This window comes from Streptomyces sp. NPDC020362 (genome assembly GCF_040642095.1).
Lineage (GTDB): Bacteria > Actinomycetota > Actinomycetes > Streptomycetales > Streptomycetaceae > Streptomyces.
Window position 1 is genome coordinate 111,627 of record NZ_JBFAET010000008.1, and the last position, 18,685, is coordinate 130,311.

The window sequence follows — 18,685 nt, forward strand, 5'->3', positions numbered from 1 at the left end:
CGTGTCCGGCCCGCGGTCCTCGGCGCCGTGGCCGCACTGGCGCTGCTGGTGCTGACGTACGTGGTCTTCCTCCCGGCGGCCTGGCTGCGGACCGAGGTACGGGGCGCGGAGCCGGCCAGGGCCACGTTCCACGACGGGGCCTGCTTCCTGGGCGGCTGCAGCGTGACGTTCTCCGTGGCGGGCGAGGAGCTGACGGCCGGCCTTCCCTTCGGCACGCGCGCGCGTGGCCTCGCCGAGGGTGACACCGTGGACGTACTCCACGCGCCCGGCGAGCCGGAGCAGGTCGCGCTCGCCGACGACACCGGCCGGAAGAGCGTCGCCACACTGCTTGCCGTGCCGGGCGCGGCGACCGTGCTCGTCGTGCTGGCCGGAGCCGCGTACGTGCTGCGCGACCGACGGCCCGAAGACCCCGCGCCGTCCCCCTGACCAGGCCGATTTCTTGTCTTGAGGCGACAGCGGCTATCGTTGTGCGGTATGCCATCTGCGAGATCTTGCCCCGATGGGCGCAGGTCGACGGCGTGGATGGCAATCAACCTCTCAGTAAGGACCCGGAGAGAGCATGCCTCCCAAGAAGAAGAAGGTCACGGGGCTCATCAAGCTCCAGATCCAGGCCGGCGCCGCCAACCCGGCCCCGCCGGTCGGCCCCGCGCTGGGTCAGCACGGCGTCAACATCATGGAGTTCTGCAAGGCCTACAACGCCGCGACCGAGTCGCAGCGCGGTTGGGTCATCCCGGTGGAGATCACGGTCTACGAGGACCGTTCCTTCACCTTCGTCACCAAGACGCCGCCGGCCGCGAAGATGATCCTCAAGGCCGCGGGCATCGAGAAGGGCTCCGGCGAGCCGCACAAGACCAAGGTCGCCAAGATCACCGAGGCGCAGGTCCGCGAGATCGCCCAGACCAAGATGCCCGACCTGAACGCGAACGACCTGGACGCCGCCGCGAAGATCATCGCCGGTACCGCGCGTTCCATGGGCGTCACGGTCGAGGGCTGAACCCCACCCCCAGCAGTCATGCGGCCGTAGCCGGTCGCACGTGGCAGGGCCTGCTCGGCCCGTACCACGACTCCTTTCAGAACACACAGGAGCAGTTGTGAGCAAGCGCAGCAAGGCTCTCCGCGCTGCGGACGCCAAGGTCGACCGGGAGAAGCTGTACGCCCCGCTCGAGGCCGTCCGTCTCGCCAAGGAGACCTCCACGACCAAGTTCGACGGCACCGTCGAGGTCGCCTTCCGTCTGGGTGTCGACCCGCGCAAGGCCGACCAGATGGTCCGTGGCACCGTGAACCTGCCGCACGGCACCGGCAAGACCGCCCGGGTCCTGGTCTTCGCGACCGGTGACCGTGCTGCGGCCGCAGAGGCCGCGGGCGCCGACATCGTCGGCTCCGACGAACTGATCGACGAGGTTGCGAAGGGCCGTCTGGACTTCGACGCCGTCGTCGCCACCCCGGACCTCATGGGCAAGGTCGGCCGCCTCGGCCGCGTCCTCGGCCCGCGTGGTCTGATGCCGAACCCGAAGACCGGCACCGTCACCCCCGACGTGGCCAAGGCCGTCACCGACATCAAGGGCGGCAAGATCGAGTTCCGCGTCGACAAGCACTCGAACCTGCACTTCATCATCGGCAAGGTGTCGTTCGACGACACCAAGCTGGTGGAGAACTACGGCGCCGCGCTGGAGGAGATCCTCCGTCTGAAGCCGTCCGCCGCCAAGGGTCGCTACATCAAGAAGGCCGCCATCAGCACCACGATGGGCCCCGGCATTCCGGTCGACTCGAACCGCACGCGCAACCTCCTCGTCGAGGAGGACCCGGCCGCCGTCTGAGCCCCGCGCTCACCCCGGTAGCCGCGTCAGGCACGCATCAATAGCGACGGGCCCTGCAACCTTCGAGGTGCAGGGCCCGTCCTATGTGTGTGCGACCTTTCGTACAACTGTCAGTGGCCTGAGTTACCGTGCAGGCACAGGACATGCATAGGGGTGGGACATGAAGAGCACGACCGTTCGCCGGGTGGCCCTTTCCGCCGCGGTGGTCACGGCACTGACCGGACTGGCCGCCTGCGGCTCGCAGGACTCCGGCAAGGGGGACAGGGCGGTCGGCAGGAGCGTCACGCACGTCAGCCCCCTCGCCGCCCTGCGTTCGGCCGACAAGTCCACCGACAACGCCGAGTCGTCCAAGGTGCGCTCCACCACGACCATCGGCGACACCATGTCGATGACGGCGAACGGCGCCCTCGCCTGGGGCAAGGGCCTCAGGGGCAACCTCACCATCACGTACACCGGCGGCCAGATGGCCGAGGCGATGCGCAAGGCGGGCTCCACGTCGATGGAGGCCCGCTATCTGCCGGACGCCTACTACGCCAAGATGAGCGAGAAGTTCGCCCAGCAGTTCGGCAAGCACTGGATCCGGTACGCGTACGACGACCTCGCCAAGCTCGGCGGCGGCTCCGGCGCCTACCTGAAGGACCAGATCCAGAACACCACGCCGAACCAGTCGGTGAAGCTGCTGCTGGCCTCCGGCGACGTGAAGAAGGTCGGGGAGGAGAAGGTCTCCGGCGCGGACGCCACGCACTACTCGGGCACGGTCAATGTCGCCGACCTCGCCGGCAAGAACAGCAACCTCACCGCCGACCAGCTGGCTGGCCTGAAGAAGCAGCTCAGCCAGGCGGGCGTCACCACGGAGACCATCGACATCTGGGTCAACGGGCAGGACCTGCTGGTCAAGAAGGTCGAGAAGGCGGACATGGCGAACGGCGCCATGACCAGCACGGCCTACTACAGCGACTACGGCGTGAAGGTCACCGCCGTCGCGCCCCCGGCCTCCGACACCAAGGACTTCACGGACCTGGCGAAGTCCGGCGGAAGCTCGGCGAGCAACAGCACGACCGTCTCCTGAAGCCGGCACCACTGTCTCCTCAAGTCCCCCACGACCGTCGCCCGGGCCCAGGACGAGCGTTTCCCGAGCCCGGTGCAGGTCCAGGACGCAAGGGGACCGGGGCGGCCCCCGAAGGGCCCGATTTGCTCTACGGCGCCCCGGTCCCGTACATTCCTTGAGAAGCCAAAGACCGCTGGTCGTTGCCGCACGCTTGAACGAGGGTGTGGTGACCGAAGGATCCGCTGTGAAGTGGACGACCCGCGCAGGTGACAGTGGAAGAACTCCCGGAGCACGCGCTCTCCCGCGTGTGTGGCCGGTCGAGTCCGCCCCGTGCGCCTGCGCCGGGGCGTTTCGTTTTCCCAGCCCCTTCTGAGCGGTCCCATCACCCGGAAGGAGGCCGACGCTCTATGGCAAGGCCCGACAAGGCTGCCGCGGTGGCCGAGCTCGCGGAGCAGTTCCGCAGCTCGAACGCCGCTGTGCTGACCGAGTACCGGGGTCTCACCGTGGCGCAGCTCAAGACGCTGCGTCGTTCGCTCGGTGAGAACGCCCAGTACGCCGTGGTGAAGAACACGCTGACCAAGATTGCGGCCAACGAGGCCGGGATCACGACGCTCGACGACCTGTTCAACGGTCCGACGGCGGTCGCCTTCGTCACCGGTGACCCGGTGGAGTCGGCGAAGGGTCTTCGTGACTTCGCCAAGGACAACCCGAACCTCGTCATCAAGGGCGGTGTCCTTGACGGCAAGGCGCTGTCCGCCGACGAGATCAAGAAGCTTGCGGACCTCGAGTCCCGCGAGGTTCTGCTCGCCAAGCTGGCGGGCGCCTTCAAGGGCAAGCAGACCCAGGCTGCTCAGGTCTTCCAGGCGCTCCCGTCGAAGCTCGTCCGCACCGTGGACGCTCTTCGTGCCAAGCAGGCCGAGCAGGGCGGTGCCGAGTAACTCGGCTCGCGAAATGACCGCCGCCGCCTGAGGCGGAGGTCGTAGCGGGCCGAACGTACGCCCGCCATACATGTACATCCGGCACCAGCCGAAATTAGTGGAAGGATCGCCCACCATGGCGAAGCTCAGCCAGGAAGACCTGCTCGCGCAGTTCGAGGAGATGACCCTCATCGAGCTCTCCGAGTTCGTGAAGGCCTTCGAGGAGAAGTTCGACGTCACCGCCGCCGCCGCGGTCGCCGTTGCCGGCCCGGCCGGTCCGGCCGCCGCCGCCGAGGCCGAGGAGGAGAAGGACGAGTTCGACGTCATCCTCACCGGTGCGGGCGACAAGAAGATCCAGGTCATCAAGGTCGTGCGTGAGCTGACCTCCCTGGGTCTGAAGGAGGCCAAGGACCTCGTGGACGGCGCTCCGAAGCCGGTCCTCGAGAAGGTCGCCAAGGACGCCGCCGAGAAGGCCGCCGAGTCCCTCAAGGGCGCCGGCGCCTCCGTCGAGGTCAAGTAAGACCTTTCGGAGTCTCCGCGACTCCCTCCGCGCGCTGAGTACGGCCTCCTAGGGGCTGTAACGCGAACGCACCGAAGAGCGATCATCCATCCGGGTGGTCGCTCTTCGGCGTATCCGGAGGTCCGACCTCGGTTGCCTTGAACTCGTGGTGGCGGCGGGTATGGTGATCTTCGTTGCGTCTCCGGACAGCCCCGTTTGGGCTGGGGGGCCTTGACGAACCGCACGCAGCGCGCAATTCTCAGGACGCGTCGTCACAAGGATCCGAATCCGAGGCATGGATCGACGACGGAGAGGGCAGTATCAACGTGCATTGAGGGCAGACATGCCGAGGGCGTTGACGAGGGCGTTGAGAACAACGAGGGTCTCGCAAAACCCGCACTGGACATCAGTGTGCCAAGTGGCTACACTGACCCTTTGCGCTGCCTGTTAGCTGTCCCCTGCCCGTCACCAGGGGTCTGCCCTCACTCTCGCATTGATGACTAAACCTCCCTTGACCTGGGGTTTCTGTCTCTGTGCAAGAGGAAGGGAACGGCACGCGCGTAGTGAGTCCGAGCCCTCGGAAGGACCCCCTCTTGGCCGCCTCGCGCAACGCCTCGACCGCGAATATGAACAACGGCGCCAGCACCGCCCCGCTGCGCATCTCCTTTGCAAAGATCAAGGAGCCTCTCGAGGTTCCGAACCTGCTCGCGCTGCAGACCGAGAGCTTTGACTGGCTGCTCGGCAACACCGCCTGGCAGAGTCGGGTCGAGGAGGCTCTTGAGAACGGTCAGGACGTCCCCACCAAGTCCGGTCTGGAGGAGATCTTCGAGGAGATCTCCCCGATCGAGGACTTCTCCGGGTCGATGTCCCTGACGTTCCGGGACCACCGCTTCGAGCCGCCGAAGAACTCCATCGACGAGTGCAAGGAGCGCGACTTCACGTACGCGGCTCCGCTCTTCGTCACCGCCGAGTTCACCAACAACGAGACCGGTGAGATCAAGTCCCAGACCGTCTTCATGGGCGACTTCCCGCTCATGACGAACAAGGGCACCTTCGTCATCAACGGCACCGAGCGTGTCGTGGTGTCTCAGCTGGTCCGTTCCCCCGGTGTCTACTTCGACTCCTCCATCGACAAGACGTCCGACAAGGACATCTTCTCCGCCAAGATCATCCCGTCCCGGGGTGCCTGGCTGGAGATGGAGATCGACAAGCGTGACATGGTCGGTGTCCGTATCGACCGCAAGCGCAAGCAGTCGGTCACCGTGCTGCTGAAGGCGCTCGGCTGGACGACCGAGCAGATCCTCGAGGAGTTCGGCGACTACGAGTCGATGCGCGCCACCCTGGAGAAGGACCACACCCAGGGCCAGGACGACGCGCTGCTCGACATCTACCGCAAGCTGCGTCCGGGCGAGCCGCCCACGCGTGAGGCCGCGCAGACGCTGCTGGAGAACCTCTACTTCAACCCGAAGCGCTACGACCTGGCGAAGGTCGGCCGCTACAAGGTGAACAAGAAGCTCGGTGCGGACGAGCCGCTGGACGCCGGTGTGCTCACCACCGACGACGTCATCGCCACCATCAAGTACCTGGTGAAGCTGCACGCCGGTGAGACCGAGACGGTCGGCGAGTCCGGTCGCTCGATCATGGTCGAGACCGATGACATCGACCACTTCGGCAACCGTCGTATCCGCAGCGTCGGCGAGCTGATCCAGAACCAGGTCCGTACGGGTCTCGCCCGTATGGAGCGCGTCGTGCGCGAGCGCATGACCACGCAGGACGTCGAGGCGATCACGCCGCAGACCCTGATCAACATCCGGCCGGTCGTCGCCTCCATCAAGGAGTTCTTCGGCACCAGCCAGCTGTCCCAGTTCATGGACCAGAACAACCCGCTGTCGGGGCTGACGCACAAGCGTCGTCTGAACGCCCTCGGCCCGGGTGGTCTCTCCCGTGAGCGGGCCGGCTTCGAGGTCCGTGACGTCCACCCCTCGCACTACGGCCGTATGTGCCCGATCGAGACGCCGGAAGGCCCGAACATCGGTCTGATCGGCTCGCTGGCCTCCTACGGCCGGGTCAACGCGTTCGGTTTCGTCGAGACCCCGTACCGCAAGGTGATCGACGGCCAGGTCACCGACGAGGTCGACTACCTGACCGCCGACGAGGAGGACCGCTTCGTCATCGCGCAGGCCAACGCGCCGCTCACCGAGGACATGCGGTTCGCCGAACGCGTCCTGGTGCGCCGCCGTGGCGGCGAGGTCGACTACGTCCCCGGTGACGAGGTCCACTACATGGACGTGTCGCCGCGCCAGATGGTGTCGGTCGCGACCGCGATGATCCCGTTCCTGGAGCACGACGACGCCAACCGCGCCCTCATGGGCGCGAACATGATGCGCCAGGCCGTGCCCCTGATCAAGTCCGAGTCCCCGCTCGTCGGTACCGGCATGGAGTACCGCTCCGCCGTCGACGCCGGCGACGTCGTCAAGGCCGAGAAGGCCGGTGTGGTCCAGGAGGTCTCCGCGGACTACGTCACCACCGCCAACGACGACGGCACGTACATCACGTACCGCCTGCACAAGTTCTCCCGGTCCAACCAGGGCACCTCGGTCAACCAGAAGGTCGTCGTCAACGAGGGCGACCGCGTCGTCGAGGGCCAGGTCCTGGCCGACGGCCCGGCCACCGAGAACGGTGAGATGGCCCTCGGCAAGAACCTGCTCGTGGCGTTCATGCCGTGGGAGGGTCACAACTACGAGGACGCGATCATCCTGTCGCAGCGCCTCGTGCAGGACGACGTCCTCTCCTCGATCCACATCGAGGAGCACGAGGTCGACGCTCGTGACACCAAGCTCGGCCCGGAGGAGATCACCCGGGACATCCCGAACGTCTCGGAGGAGGTCCTCGCCGACCTCGACGAGCGCGGCATCATCCGCATCGGTGCCGAGGTCATCGCCGGTGACATCCTCGTCGGCAAGGTCACCCCGAAGGGTGAGACCGAGCTGACCCCCGAGGAGCGCCTGCTGCGCGCGATCTTCGGTGAGAAGGCCCGTGAGGTCCGTGACACCTCGCTGAAGGTGCCGCACGGTGAGACCGGCAAGGTCATCGGCGTGCGCGTCTTCGACCGCGAGGAGGGCGACGAGCTGCCGCCGGGCGTGAACCAGCTGGTCCGCGTCTACGTCGCGCAGAAGCGCAAGATCACCGACGGTGACAAGCTCGCCGGCCGTCACGGCAACAAGGGTGTCATCTCGAAGATCCTGCCGATCGAGGACATGCCGTTCCTGGAGGACGGCACCCCGGTCGACATCATCCTCAACCCGCTCGGCGTGCCGTCCCGAATGAACCCGGGACAGGTCCTGGAGATCCACCTCGGCTGGCTCGCCAGCCAGGGCTGGGACGTCTCCGGCCTCGCCGACGAGTGGGCGCAGCGTCTGCAGATCATCGGTGCCGACCAGGTCGCCCCGCGCACCAACGTCGCCACCCCGGTCTTCGACGGTGCCCGCGAGGACGAGGTCACCGGTCTGCTGGCCAACACCCTGCCGAACCGCGACGGCGACCGCATGGTGCTGCCGTCCGGCAAGGCGCGGTTGTTCGACGGCCGTAGCGGTGAGCCGTTCCCGGACCCGATCTCGATCGGCTACATGTACATCCTGAAGCTGCACCACCTGGTCGACGACAAGCTGCACGCGCGGTCGACCGGCCCGTACTCGATGATCACCCAGCAGCCGCTGGGTGGTAAGGCGCAGTTCGGTGGCCAGCGCTTCGGTGAGATGGAGGTGTGGGCCCTCGAGGCCTACGGCGCCGCGTACGCCCTCCAGGAGCTGCTGACCATCAAGTCCGACGACGTCACGGGCCGCGTGAAGGTGTACGAGGCCATCGTCAAGGGCGAGAACATCCCCGAGCCCGGCATCCCCGAGTCCTTCAAGGTGCTCATCAAGGAGATGCAGTCGCTCTGCCTGAACGTGGAGGTGCTGTCCAGCGACGGTATGTCCATCGAGATGCGTGACACCGACGAGGACGTCTTCCGCGCTGCGGAGGAGCTCGGTATCGACCTGTCCCGGCGCGAGCCGAGCAGCGTCGAAGAGGTCTGACGGGAGTCCGGCGGGGCCCTCACCCACAGGGCCCCGCCGACCCCCAGGCCCCCGTTTCAGACCAAAGACTTACGACCCTGAGAGGGATTGACGCATAGTGCTCGACGTCAACTTCTTCGACGAGCTCCGGATCGGTCTGGCCACCGCTGACGACATCCGTCAGTGGAGCCACGGCGAGGTCAAGAAGCCCGAGACGATCAACTACCGCACCCTGAAGCCCGAAAAGGACGGACTCTTCTGCGAGAAGATCTTCGGTCCGACCCGGGACTGGGAGTGCTACTGCGGCAAGTACAAGCGCGTCCGCTTCAAGGGCATCATCTGTGAGCGCTGTGGCGTCGAGGTCACGCGCGCCAAGGTGCGCCGTGAGCGGATGGGCCACATCGAGCTTGCCGCGCCCGTCACGCACATCTGGTACTTCAAGGGTGTTCCTTCGCGCCTCGGCTACCTGCTGGACCTGGCGCCGAAGGACCTCGAGAAGGTCATCTACTTCGCGGCGTACATGATCACGTACGTCGACGACGAGCGTCGTACCCGCGACCTGCCCTCCCTGGAGGCGCACGTCTCGGTCGAGCGCCAGCAGATCGAGAACCGCCGCGACGCCGACCTCGAGGCCCGCGCCAAGAAGCTCGAGACCGACCTGGCCGAGCTGGAGGCCGAGGGCGCCAAGGCCGATGTGCGCCGCAAGGTGCGCGAGGGTGCCGAGCGCGAGATGAAGCAGCTGCGCGACCGTGCGCAGCGCGAGATCGACCGCCTCGACGAGGTGTGGAACCGGTTCAAGAACCTCAAGGTCCAGGACCTGGAGGGCGACGAGCTGCTCTACCGTGAGCTGCGTGACCGCTTCGGCACGTACTTCGACGGCTCGATGGGTGCCGCGGCGCTGCAGAAGCGCCTGGAGTCCTTCGACCTCGAGGAGGAGGCCGAGAGGCTCCGCGAGATCATCCGCACCGGCAAGGGCCAGAAGAAGACCCGTGCCCTCAAGCGGCTGAAGGTCGTCTCCGCGTTCCTGCAGACGTCCAACAGCCCCAAGGGCATGGTCCTGGACTGCGTCCCGGTCATCCCGCCGGACCTGCGTCCGATGGTGCAGCTGGACGGTGGCCGCTTCGCGACCTCCGACCTGAACGACCTGTACCGCCGTGTGATCAACCGCAACAACCGTCTGAAGAGGCTCCTGGACCTCGGTGCCCCGGAGATCATCGTCAACAACGAGAAGCGCATGCTTCAGGAGGCTGTTGACGCCCTCTTCGACAACGGCCGTCGCGGTCGCCCGGTCACCGGCCCCGGCAACCGCCCGCTGAAGTCCCTCAGCGACATGCTGAAGGGCAAGCAGGGTCGATTCCGTCAGAACCTGCTCGGCAAGCGAGTCGACTACTCGGCGCGTTCCGTCATCGTCGTCGGCCCGCAGCTGAAGCTGCACCAGTGTGGTCTGCCCAAGGCCATGGCGCTGGAGCTCTTCAAGCCGTTCGTGATGAAGCGCCTGGTCGACCTGAACCACGCGCAGAACATCAAGAGCGCCAAGCGCATGGTGGAGCGCGGCCGCACGGTCGTGTACGACGTCCTCGAAGAGGTCATCGCCGAGCACCCGGTGCTGCTGAACCGTGCTCCCACCCTGCACCGCCTCGGCATCCAGGCCTTCGAGCCGCAGCTGGTCGAGGGCAAGGCCATCCAGATCCACCCGCTCGTCTGCACCGCGTTCAACGCGGACTTCGACGGTGACCAGATGGCCGTGCACCTGCCGCTGTCCGCGGAGGCGCAGGCCGAGGCCCGCATCCTGATGCTGTCCTCGAACAACATCCTCAAGCCCGCCGACGGCCGTCCGGTGACGATGCCGACCCAGGACATGGTCCTCGGTCTGTTCTTCCTCACCACCGACGGCGAGCTGCGTGACACCAAGGGCGAGGGCCGCGCGTTCGGCTCCACGGCCGAGGCGATCATGGCCTTCGATGCCGGCGAGCTCGCGCTGCAGTCGTCGATCGACATCCGCTTCCCGGTGGGCACCATCCCGCCGCGCGAGTGGACGCCGCCGGCCCGCGAGGAGGGCGAGCCCGAGTGGCAGCAGGGTGACTCGTTCCGCCTGCGCACCACCCTGGGCCGCGCGCTCTTCAACGAGCTGCTGCCCGAGGACTACCCGTTCGTCGACTACCAGGTCGGCAAGAAGCAGCTCTCCGAGATCGTCAACGATCTCGCCGAGCGCTACCCGAAGGTCATCGTGGCGGCGACGCTCGACAACCTGAAGGCGGCCGGCTTCTACTGGGCCACCCGTTCCGGCGTCACCGTCGCGTTCTCCGACATCATCGGCCCGCCGGAGAAGCCGCAGATCCTCGAGCACTACGAGGAGCAGGCCCTCAAGATCCAGAAGCAGTTCGAGCGTGGTCTCGTCACCAAGGACGAGCGCACGCAGGAACTGATCGTCATCTGGAACAAGGCCTCCGGCGAAGTGGCCGAGGCGATGCAGCAGAACTTCCCGCGTACCAACTCGATCTACATCATGATCGAGTCCGGGGCGCGAGGAAACATGATGCAGCTGCGTCAGATCGCCGGTATGCGTGGTCTGGTGTCCAACGCCAAGAACGAGACCATCCCGCGGCCCATCAAGGCCTCGTACCGGGACGGCCTCACGGTGCTGGAGTACTTCATCGCCACCCACGGTGCCCGTAAGGGTCTGGCGGACACCGCCCTGCGTACCGCCGACTCGGGTTACCTGACCCGTCGTCTGGTGGACGTCTCGCAGGACGTCATCATCCGCGAGGAGGACTGCGGTACCGAGCGCGGTCTGAAGCTGCGGATCGCCAACCGCGACGCCGACGGTGTGCTGCGCAAGGCGGACGACGTCGAGACCAGCGTCTACGCCCGCATGCTCGCCGAGGACGTCGTCATCGACGGCAAGGTGATCGCGCCGGCCAACGTGGACCTCGGTGACGTGCTCATCGACCAGCTGGTGCACCACGGCATCGAGGAGGTCAAGACCCGCTCGATCCTGACCTGCGAGTCGCATGTCGGCACCTGCGCGATGTGCTACGGCCGTTCGCTGGCCACCGGCAAGCTGGTCGACATCGGTGAGGCGGTCGGCATCATCGCCGCCCAGTCCATCGGTGAGCCCGGTACCCAGCTGACGATGCGTACCTTCCACACCGGTGGTGTGGCCGGTGACGACATCACCCAGGGTCTGCCCCGTGTCGTCGAGCTCTTCGAGGCCCGTACCCCGAAGGGTGTCGCCCCGATCTCCGAGGCCAACGGCCGCGTGCGGATCGAGGAGACCGAGAAGACCAAGAAGATCGTCGTCACCCCGGACGACGGCAGCGACGAGACGGCGTTCCCGATCTCGAAGCGTGCCAAGGTCCTGGTCCGCGAGGGCGACCACGTCGAGGTGGGCCAGCAGCTCACCGTGGGTGCCACCAACCCGCACGACGTGCTGCGCATCCTGGGTCAGCGTGCCGTCCAGGTCCACCTGGTCGGTGAGGTCCAGAAGGTCTACAACTCGCAGGGTGTGTCGATCCACGACAAGCACATCGAGATCATCATCCGGCAGATGCTCCGCCGCGTGACGATCATCGAGTCCGGCGACGCCGAGCTGCTGCCCGGCGAGCTGGTCGAGCGCTCGAAGTTCGAGACCGAGAACCGTCGTGTGGTCCAGGAGGGCGGTCACCCGGCCTCCGGTCGTCCGCAGCTGATGGGTATCACCAAGGCCTCGCTGGCGACGGAGTCCTGGCTGTCGGCCGCCTCCTTCCAGGAGACGACCCGAGTTCTGACGGACGCGGCGATCAACGCCAAGTCCGACAGCCTCATCGGCCTCAAGGAGAACGTCATCATCGGTAAGCTCATCCCGGCCGGTACGGGTCTGTCCCGCTACCGCAACATCCGGGTCGAGCCGACCGAGGAGGCCAAGGCCGCGATGTACTCGGCCGTCGGCTACGACGACATCGACTACTCGCCGTTCGGCACCGGCTCCGGCCAGGCCGTTCCGCTGGAGGACTACGACTACGGTCCGTACAACCAGTAAGCGAGCAGCATGAAGGGCGGCCACTCCGTTTCGGGGTGGCCGCCCTTCGGCGTTTCCGGGACTCAGTGGGACTGCTGCGGCTGGAGGTACGGCTGCAGGTGGTGCAGGCGGGTGTGGTAGTCCGGGTGGGAGGAGAGCAGCTTGCTCAGGGCGCTCTCCTGGACGGGCACACCGCCGTTCTGTGCGGTGAGCGCGGCCTGGTCGTACTGCTCCTGCTGGTGCAGCTTGCCGAGCACGGCGGCCAGCATGGGGGCGAAGCCCAGCGCGGCGGCGTGCTCGTCGGCGCGCAGCTCCGAACGGCGTCCGACGGCGGCGAGCGCGTACGGCACGCCCAGGATCAGCAGGGGCAGGCCGTAGAGCGTGCTGATGGTCGCCATGGCGATGCCGCCGACGAACAGGACGACGAAGGCGACGCCGAAGCAGCCGAAGGCGCGCGAGACCTTGTACGCGATGCCGGAGACGGCCTTCAGCAGGCGCCAGGCGATCCGGCCGGGCAGCGCGTACCAGTAGCCGAGCAGCCCGGACCAGGCGTGACCGCCCACGTGATGGCCCAGTTCGTGGGCGAGGACGGCGGCCAGCTCGCCGTTGGGCAGCTGGTTCATGGCGAACCGGGTGACGCCGACGATGTGGCCGGCCGCGGCGACCGCGTTCAGGCTGTCGCTGTCCTCGACCCACAGCTCGTAGGTGCGGCCCTCGATGCCCGCCCGGGCCGTGACTTCGCGCCAGACCGGTTCGAGTTTGGCCCGTTCTTGTGGTGTGGGGTAGCGCAGACGGAGCAGATGGCGCGCGAGGGCGCTTTCCGCGGGCCGGTAGAACGCGAGTGCGCCGCTGGCGAGCCAGGCCAGCACCACGAGGATGCCGAGGCCGCCGAAGAACAGGGAGACCAGGCCGACGACGAAGAGGCTGCACAGGAAGTTCGGCAGGTACAGGAGCAGGTTGCCGATCGCGGTGGCGTCGGTGCGGCGCTGGTCCCTGCGGATGTGCACCCGGCCGTGGTCGGTGCCTATGTGGTGAGGATGGGCCTCGGCCGCGGCGGGCGCCGTCGACGGAGCCCGCGCGTACTGCGGGGGGATGTGCGGGGCCTGGGCCGACGGAGCCGCGGACGGCACGGTCGGCGCGGCGGCGTGCGGGTAGTGCGGCGTCTGAGTCTGGGGAGTCTGTGGGTAGTGCGGTGACGGAGTCTGCGGGGATTGTGGGTAGTGCGGCGTCTGAGTCTGCGGAATCTGTGTGTACTGAGGTGACTGGGCGGCAGTCGGCGGGGTCTGCGGGTAGTGCGGTGACTGGGCGGGGGGCTGCGGAGGCTGTGCGTGCTGCGGTGCCGCCTGTGGGTACGGGGGAGTGGGCGTCGCGTTCGGGTGGGACGGTGCTTGCGGGTACTCGGGAGGCTGGGCCGGCTGCGGGTACTGCGGAGGCTGGGTCATCTGCGTTCCTGGTGGGTCGTTCGATGGGGACGTCGGTGGTCGGGCCGGTCAACCGGTCAGCAGCGAGGCGGGCAGCAGGACCGTGCCGGTGCAGAAGGCGATAAGGCCGGCCCGGATCCACGCGTGCTTGCGGGCGGCGATCCGGCTCGTCTCGGTGAGAGCCGTGGTCAGTCCGGCCACGGGATCTCGCTCGGTGTCGGCGAGCGCTTTCTCCAAGTGGCCGTGGCGGACTGCCTCGTGGATGTCGCCGAAGTACGACAGAGGCTGTCCCGGCACCCAGGTGCCGGAGCGGTAGCGGGGGAGGACCGCCAGAAGCAGGGCGAAGAGGGAGAAGGCCAGGGACACCGTCCCGGACCACCACAGGAGCGTGCCCGGGGCGGAGAGCGCGGCCGGGGTCCAGTCCCGTCCGGCCAGCAGACCGCTGAACACCCCGGCCGTCATCCCGAGAGCGGCGACCAGAACGGACGCCTTGCTGTCCGCCCGTGCGATCTCCGTGCGCAGATCGGTGAGGAGGCGTTCGCAGAGCTGGGCGCGCTCCGCGGAGCCGGCGCCCGGGGGAGGGGCGGTGGCCGGGCCGGGCGTCGGGTCGAGGGTGGTCAAGCGCCGTTCTCCTCCTGGAAGTTGTCCTGGTCGCCCGGAGTGCTTCGGCCGCCCTGGGGGGCGTTGCCGTTCGGCGGGGTGGACGCCGGAGGCTGTGCGGGCAGGGTCGGTGTGCTGCCGTAGCCGGGCGGCGGCTGCCAGGACGGGGCCTCGGGCGTGGGGGCGGGCGCGGCGGGGGCACCGGGATACGCCCCCGTGAACGGGGACGGAGGGGAGTAGGCCGTGGGCGGCTGCCAGGCGGGCGGGCCGGGTACGGGGGCGGCCGGTGCCGGTGCCGGTGCCGGTGGCTGGGCGCACGGGCCGCCGTTCACCAATGGGCTCTGGCCCGTCCCGACCGGGCTCTGGCTCATGCCGAACGGGCTCTGGCTGATGCCGGCTGGGCCCTGGTCCCTGTCCAGTGGGCCGGGTGGAGGCTGGTCGGGTGCGGTCTGCCCGGCCCGGTCCTGCCCCTGGAGCGGCAGGTGGTTCTGGTCCGCCGGAGCGGCGCTCGTCCAGGGCTGTCCGCCCGGCATGCCCGGGCCGCCGGGACCGCCCGGTGCGTTCCCGTATCCCGTCAGGGGCCCCTCCTCGTGCTGGGGCGGGAGCAGCGGCGGGGACTGCGGGACCCCCGGGAGCCGTTGGTTGAGGATGTCGCTGACCGTGCGCAGGGCGAGCTGCTTGGGTCCCTCCAGTTCGTAGTTCTCGGCCGTGTCACCGTTCAGGAGCTGTTTCACCAGGTCCATCTGTGCCTGGATCATGCGGAGCTGGTCGTCCCGCATGCTGCTCATGACGAGGCGGGAGTCCTCCGGGTGCTGGGCGAGGTGCAGCGCCCAGGCCTGTACGCCGCCCTGCTGCAGGTGCCACTGGTAGAACTCGATCTTCTGCGCCTCGATGCGCTGGAGTTCCAGCATCTGCTGCCCCTGCTGCAGGGCCAGTTCGTGCTGCTGACCGCTCATGAGCAGCGCCTGCTCGTGCTGCTGGCCGCTCATGAGCATGGCCTGCTCGTGCTCCCAGTGCTGCTGCTGCAGCGCGAGTTGTTGTTGCTGCTGCCCGTACACCATGGCCCGTTCGATCTGCAGCGCGTCCTGCCGGCGGTGGCGGCGGTCCACCTCGACGTCGACCTCCGTGCCCCGCTCGGCCGCGCGGATCTGCTCGGTGGCGGAGTGGTCGATGGCCTGGAGACGGCGCTGGTGGTCGATGTTCTCCTGGTCGCGCCGCAGCCGCAGCGTCCAGGTGACCTGCAGCCCCGCGGGTGCCCCGAGCGGGCCGAGGACGGTGCACGCCTGCAGCAGTTCCCGTTCGGCGGCGGCGCTGTCGGCGATGGCGAAGCGCCGGGTCACCGGCCGGGCCGCCTGCTGCAGTTCACCCAGCACCAGCTGCGGCACGTCCCGGTGCCCGCTCGCCACGAACCGGGCCGGGTCGAGGACCTGCCAGGAGAGGTCGACCGCGGCCGTGAACTCGAACGCGTCGTTGTCGCTGGGCAGGGCGAGCCCGGCGGAGAACGGGTGCACGCCCATGTCCACCTCGTACACGGCGGTGTACCGCCTCGCCGCGATCTCGCTGCGGGTGGGCCGCCGGGGCGGCAGATACGGGTCGTAGCCGCCCTTCGGGGTGGAGAAGACCAGGGCGTGGTCGATGCGGACGAGCGACTTGAGGCCCAGGTCGAAGCGGCCGAGCTGCCGCACGGTGAGCACCGGGTCGACCAGCTCGGTGTGCCGGTCCGCCTGCTGCTGCCATTCGGGCGGGCGGTGGAAGGTGGGCATGGTGCGTGTCTCCTCGGGGACGTACCGGCGTACGACAGGACGCGGGGACGCGTCGGCCCCGCCGGCCGCCTGGATCAGGTGGATCGCGTGAACCGGGTGGATCAGGTGGATCGGTTGGATCGGGTCGGTGTCTGTGGCGTCAGCGGGCCGGGAGCACGGCCAGCAGGCGCGCTGCCACGTCCGGCGGGGGATTGCCGTCCTCACCCGGCATGGTCCGCAGCAGATGGCTGAGCCGCTGGTGCTCGGCGGGGGTGGTGACGAGCCTGGGCAGCAGGGCGGCCAGGGCCCATTCGGTGGCCGTGGCCCGGTCGGCGATCAGCACCCACGTGCGCAGCACTTCCAGCGCGTGCCGGGTGGCCCGCGGGTCGGCGAGCGCCGCCCGCCACAGGGCGGGGATGCCGTGAGCCGCCGCGCCGTCCTCCTGTGCCGCCCGCGCGTACCAGCCGAGGACCAGCGGGTTGCCGTACCGCTCGTCGTCCTCGGTGCGGCGGCAGGCGTTCACGAAGCCGCCGAGGGCCAGGTCGTGCACGGCACGGTCGTCGTCGAGCGTGCGGCGCAGCTCGGCGAGGACCTGGTCGCTCGCGGGGGAGAGCAGCAGCAGTTCCACGGCCTCGGCGAGTTCGCGTGCCATCTCGCCGTCGAGGTCGTCGGGTTCGTCCTCGTACAGCCGGCGGACCGCTTTGCGCAGTGCGGCCAGCGCCTGTTCCGGGCGCTCCGGCCCGATCAGCCCGTACGCCCGCACCGCCACCCAGCGCAGCCGTGCGTCGGCGCCCTCGCACCAGGCGTCCAGGATGCGTGGGATGTTGGGCGTGTCGATGAGGTGCGCCAGAGTGAGCGCGTTGACGGCGACCAGCCGCTGCCGGTACCGCTTCGAGGTGCTCCACGGCTCGATGACCAGCGCCATCGCCGAAGGCAGGTCGGTGCGCGCAAGGACGGCGACGGTGGCGGCGGCACGGGTGCGGACCAGCGGGCGGCCGTCCTCGGCGAGGTGGCGCAGCCAGCCGATCAGCGCGGGCCGGGCGGACGGGTGTCCCGTCCACACCTCGCGCATCAGCACCAGGGAGACCCGGTCGTCGAGGAACTTGGCCTTCTGCTGGATCACCGGTCCCCACTCGGTGTGCTCGTCGTCCTCGAACCGTTCCGCGCGCGCGAGTTGGAGACGCTTGCCGATGTGGGTGCCGAAGACGGGCACCTCGGGGACGCGGGCCGGGTTCTCGGTCTCCTGGAGCAGGCGGTAGAGCAGGTCGCTCAGTTCGGCGGTGAGCGCGTACGGACCGCCGTCGAAGGCGGCCAGAGCCACGAGAAACGCCTTGTCCCGCAGGTGGACCGATGCCTCGTCCTCCTCGAACCACTCCTGGACCTGGTTCTCCAGGGACACGAGGGAGAACTGCGCCACGGCGTCCGCGCCGGCCTCGCCGGCCGCGTGCCGGGCGAGCAGCTGTGCGAAGGCCGCGACCTCGCGCAGCTGGTGGCCGCGGCTCAGAAACGTCTCGACGTCGGGGAGTCCGCGCAGCTTGGCGGCGGTGTCGGCGTCGGTCAGGGTGCGCAGATGGGCGGCGAGGACGTCGTCGGCGGCCGGGGGCCGCCAGGCGGCGACGAAGGGGACGTCCTCCAGCACGGCGGTGGGGTCGACCGTGATGACCAGCCAGCCGTGCTCGCCGAGGCGGTCGCGGGCGGCGAGCAGATGCGGCTCGCGCAGCGGACGGTCGCGGCGGGTGGCCAGGTCGCACAGGACGTACCCGCGCGGCGCGGCCCCCTCGGCCTCCTCGACGGTGACCTGCTCGGCGAGGGTGCCCGGGTCCGTTTCGCGGTCCAGGGTGTGCACGGAGGCGACGCCGAGACGGTGCAGGAGCATCAGCGCGGCCGTACGCCGGCCGCTGAAGCGGGCACCGGACAGGACGAGGACGCGGTCACGGCGCAGCCGGCCGAGGAGCCCGGCGACGACGTCCTCGTCGGCGACGAACTGTGCGACCAGACGGTCCAGGGTGGCCCGTGGGACTTCGCCGGACGCGGGCGCCGACGTGCCGAACCCGGGGAACGAGAACTGGTAGACCTCCGTCTTGGCGCCCATGATCACATCGCCGGTGACCTGGTTGCCGGTGAGGTTGTTCTGGTCGCCGCCGACCGTGCCGCCGCCGATGCGGGCCCGGGCACCGATGCGCATGCTGGGATGGCTGTGGTCGACCAGGTCGCGCCGTGCCGCCCAGGCGGTCTGCGGCTGGTCCCGCTCCTCGGACTCCTCGTCCGCGCCGCCTCTGTCGGCGTCGTCGGCGGGGGCGGAGTCCGCCGGGGCCGGCTCCGGCGCGGCCCCCGCGCCCGCCGGGGGCTGTGCCTCGGGGGTGCTCATGCGCCCTCACCCCGCCTGCGTGCGCCGCCCGAGCCGATGTTCACGTCGCCGGTGATGTGGTTGCCGGTGAGGTTGTTCTGGTCGCCGCTCACCGTGCCGCCGCCGATGGTGACGGCGCCGCCGAAGACGGTGCCCGGCGCCGGGGCAGCAGCGCGTCCAGCAGAGCAGGCACCCGCTCCAGCGGCGGCGCCCCCGGCCCGAGCGGCGCCGGCCCCCCGGCC

Annotated in this window: 12 protein-coding genes and 1 pseudogene; 8 read left to right on the forward strand and 5 right to left on the reverse strand. The window is 68.8% G+C overall.

What is annotated here, in order from left to right; genetic code table 11:
* The first annotated feature begins 27 nt into the window (after positions 1-27).
* From AB0H32_RS06220 to AB0H32_RS06255, 8 genes are all read left to right on the forward strand, one after another.
* Complete coding sequence (locus AB0H32_RS06220) at positions 28-426, forward strand: hypothetical protein (protein WP_361115017.1); 399 nt, start codon at positions 28-30, stop codon at positions 424-426.
* 133 nt (positions 427-559) lie between these two features.
* Entirely contained in the window at positions 560-994 is a 435-nt protein-coding gene (gene rplK, locus AB0H32_RS06225) for a 50S ribosomal protein L11 (RefSeq protein WP_023547415.1), read from the forward strand.
* Between the two features lie 97 nt (positions 995-1,091).
* On the forward strand, positions 1,092-1,817 hold the full coding sequence (gene rplA / locus AB0H32_RS06230; RefSeq protein WP_361115020.1) for a 50S ribosomal protein L1: 726 nt from the start codon (positions 1,092-1,094) through the stop codon (positions 1,815-1,817).
* A 160-nt stretch (positions 1,818-1,977) separates the two neighbouring features.
* A complete protein-coding gene (locus AB0H32_RS06235) occupies positions 1,978-2,886 on the forward strand; it encodes a hypothetical protein (protein WP_361115023.1) in 909 nt (302 codons plus the stop codon).
* Positions 2,887-3,272: 386 nt separating this feature from the next.
* Positions 3,273-3,803 carry a 50S ribosomal protein L10 gene (rplJ, locus tag AB0H32_RS06240; RefSeq protein WP_059127163.1) on the forward strand — a complete coding sequence of 177 codons (531 nt, stop codon included), beginning with the start codon at positions 3,273-3,275 and terminating at the stop codon, positions 3,801-3,803.
* 115 nt (positions 3,804-3,918) lie between these two features.
* On the forward strand, positions 3,919-4,302 hold the full coding sequence (rplL, locus tag AB0H32_RS06245) for a 50S ribosomal protein L7/L12 (RefSeq protein ID WP_361115027.1): 384 nt from the start codon (positions 3,919-3,921) through the stop codon (positions 4,300-4,302).
* Between the two features lie 572 nt (positions 4,303-4,874).
* A complete protein-coding gene (gene rpoB / locus AB0H32_RS06250) occupies positions 4,875-8,357 on the forward strand; it encodes a DNA-directed RNA polymerase subunit beta (RefSeq protein ID WP_361115030.1) in 3,483 nt (1,160 codons plus the stop codon).
* Positions 8,358-8,454: 97 nt separating this feature from the next.
* Entirely contained in the window at positions 8,455-12,354 is a 3,900-nt protein-coding gene (locus tag AB0H32_RS06255) for a DNA-directed RNA polymerase subunit beta' (protein WP_361115033.1), read from the forward strand.
* 62 nt (positions 12,355-12,416) lie between these two features.
* Here AB0H32_RS06255 and AB0H32_RS06260 read toward each other — a convergent pair whose 3' ends face one another.
* The 5 genes and pseudogenes from AB0H32_RS06260 to AB0H32_RS06280 all read right to left on the reverse strand — a co-directional run.
* Positions 12,417-13,775, reverse strand: coding sequence for a M48 family metalloprotease (locus AB0H32_RS06260; RefSeq protein ID WP_361115036.1), 1,359 nt, complete (start codon positions 13,773-13,775; stop codon positions 12,417-12,419).
* A gap of 48 nt (positions 13,776-13,823) precedes the next feature.
* Entirely contained in the window at positions 13,824-14,276 is a 453-nt protein-coding gene (locus tag AB0H32_RS06265; RefSeq protein ID WP_361115051.1) for a Pycsar system effector family protein, read from the reverse strand.
* Between the two features lie 95 nt (positions 14,277-14,371).
* The gene (locus AB0H32_RS06270; protein ID WP_361115039.1) at positions 14,372-16,117 is read right to left on the reverse strand and encodes a hypothetical protein; all 1,746 of its coding nucleotides are present in this window, start codon (positions 16,115-16,117) and stop codon (positions 14,372-14,374) included.
* A 139-nt stretch (positions 16,118-16,256) separates the two neighbouring features.
* Positions 16,257-18,464, reverse strand: a complete 2,208-nt coding sequence (locus AB0H32_RS06275) for a hypothetical protein (protein ID WP_361115042.1) — start codon at positions 18,462-18,464, stop codon at positions 16,257-16,259.
* Positions 18,461-18,685, reverse strand: a pseudogene (locus tag AB0H32_RS06280) (hypothetical protein); the annotation flags it as partial. The pseudogene AB0H32_RS06280 and the gene AB0H32_RS06275, both read right to left, overlap by 4 nt.

Bases quoted from the DNA above. Each gene is read 5' to 3' on its own strand.
- rplK (WP_023547415.1), top strand. From the start codon at position 560: ATGCCTCCCAAGAAGAAGAAGGTCACGGGGCTCATCAAGCTCCAGATC.
- AB0H32_RS06235 (WP_361115023.1), top strand. From the start codon at position 1,978: ATGAAGAGCACGACCGTTCGCCGGGTGGCCCTTTCCGCCGCGGTGGTC.
- rplJ (WP_059127163.1), top strand. From the start codon at position 3,273: ATGGCAAGGCCCGACAAGGCTGCCGCGGTGGCCGAGCTCGCGGAGCAG.
- rplL (WP_361115027.1), top strand. From the start codon at position 3,919: ATGGCGAAGCTCAGCCAGGAAGACCTGCTCGCGCAGTTCGAGGAGATG.
- AB0H32_RS06260 (WP_361115036.1), bottom strand. From the start codon at position 13,775: ATGACCCAGCCTCCGCAGTACCCGCAGCCGGCCCAGCCTCCCGAGTAC.
- AB0H32_RS06270 (WP_361115039.1), bottom strand. From the start codon at position 16,117: ATGCCCACCTTCCACCGCCCGCCCGAATGGCAGCAGCAGGCGGACCGG.
- AB0H32_RS06275 (WP_361115042.1), bottom strand. From the start codon at position 18,464: ATGAGCACCCCCGAGGCACAGCCCCCGGCGGGCGCGGGGGCCGCGCCG.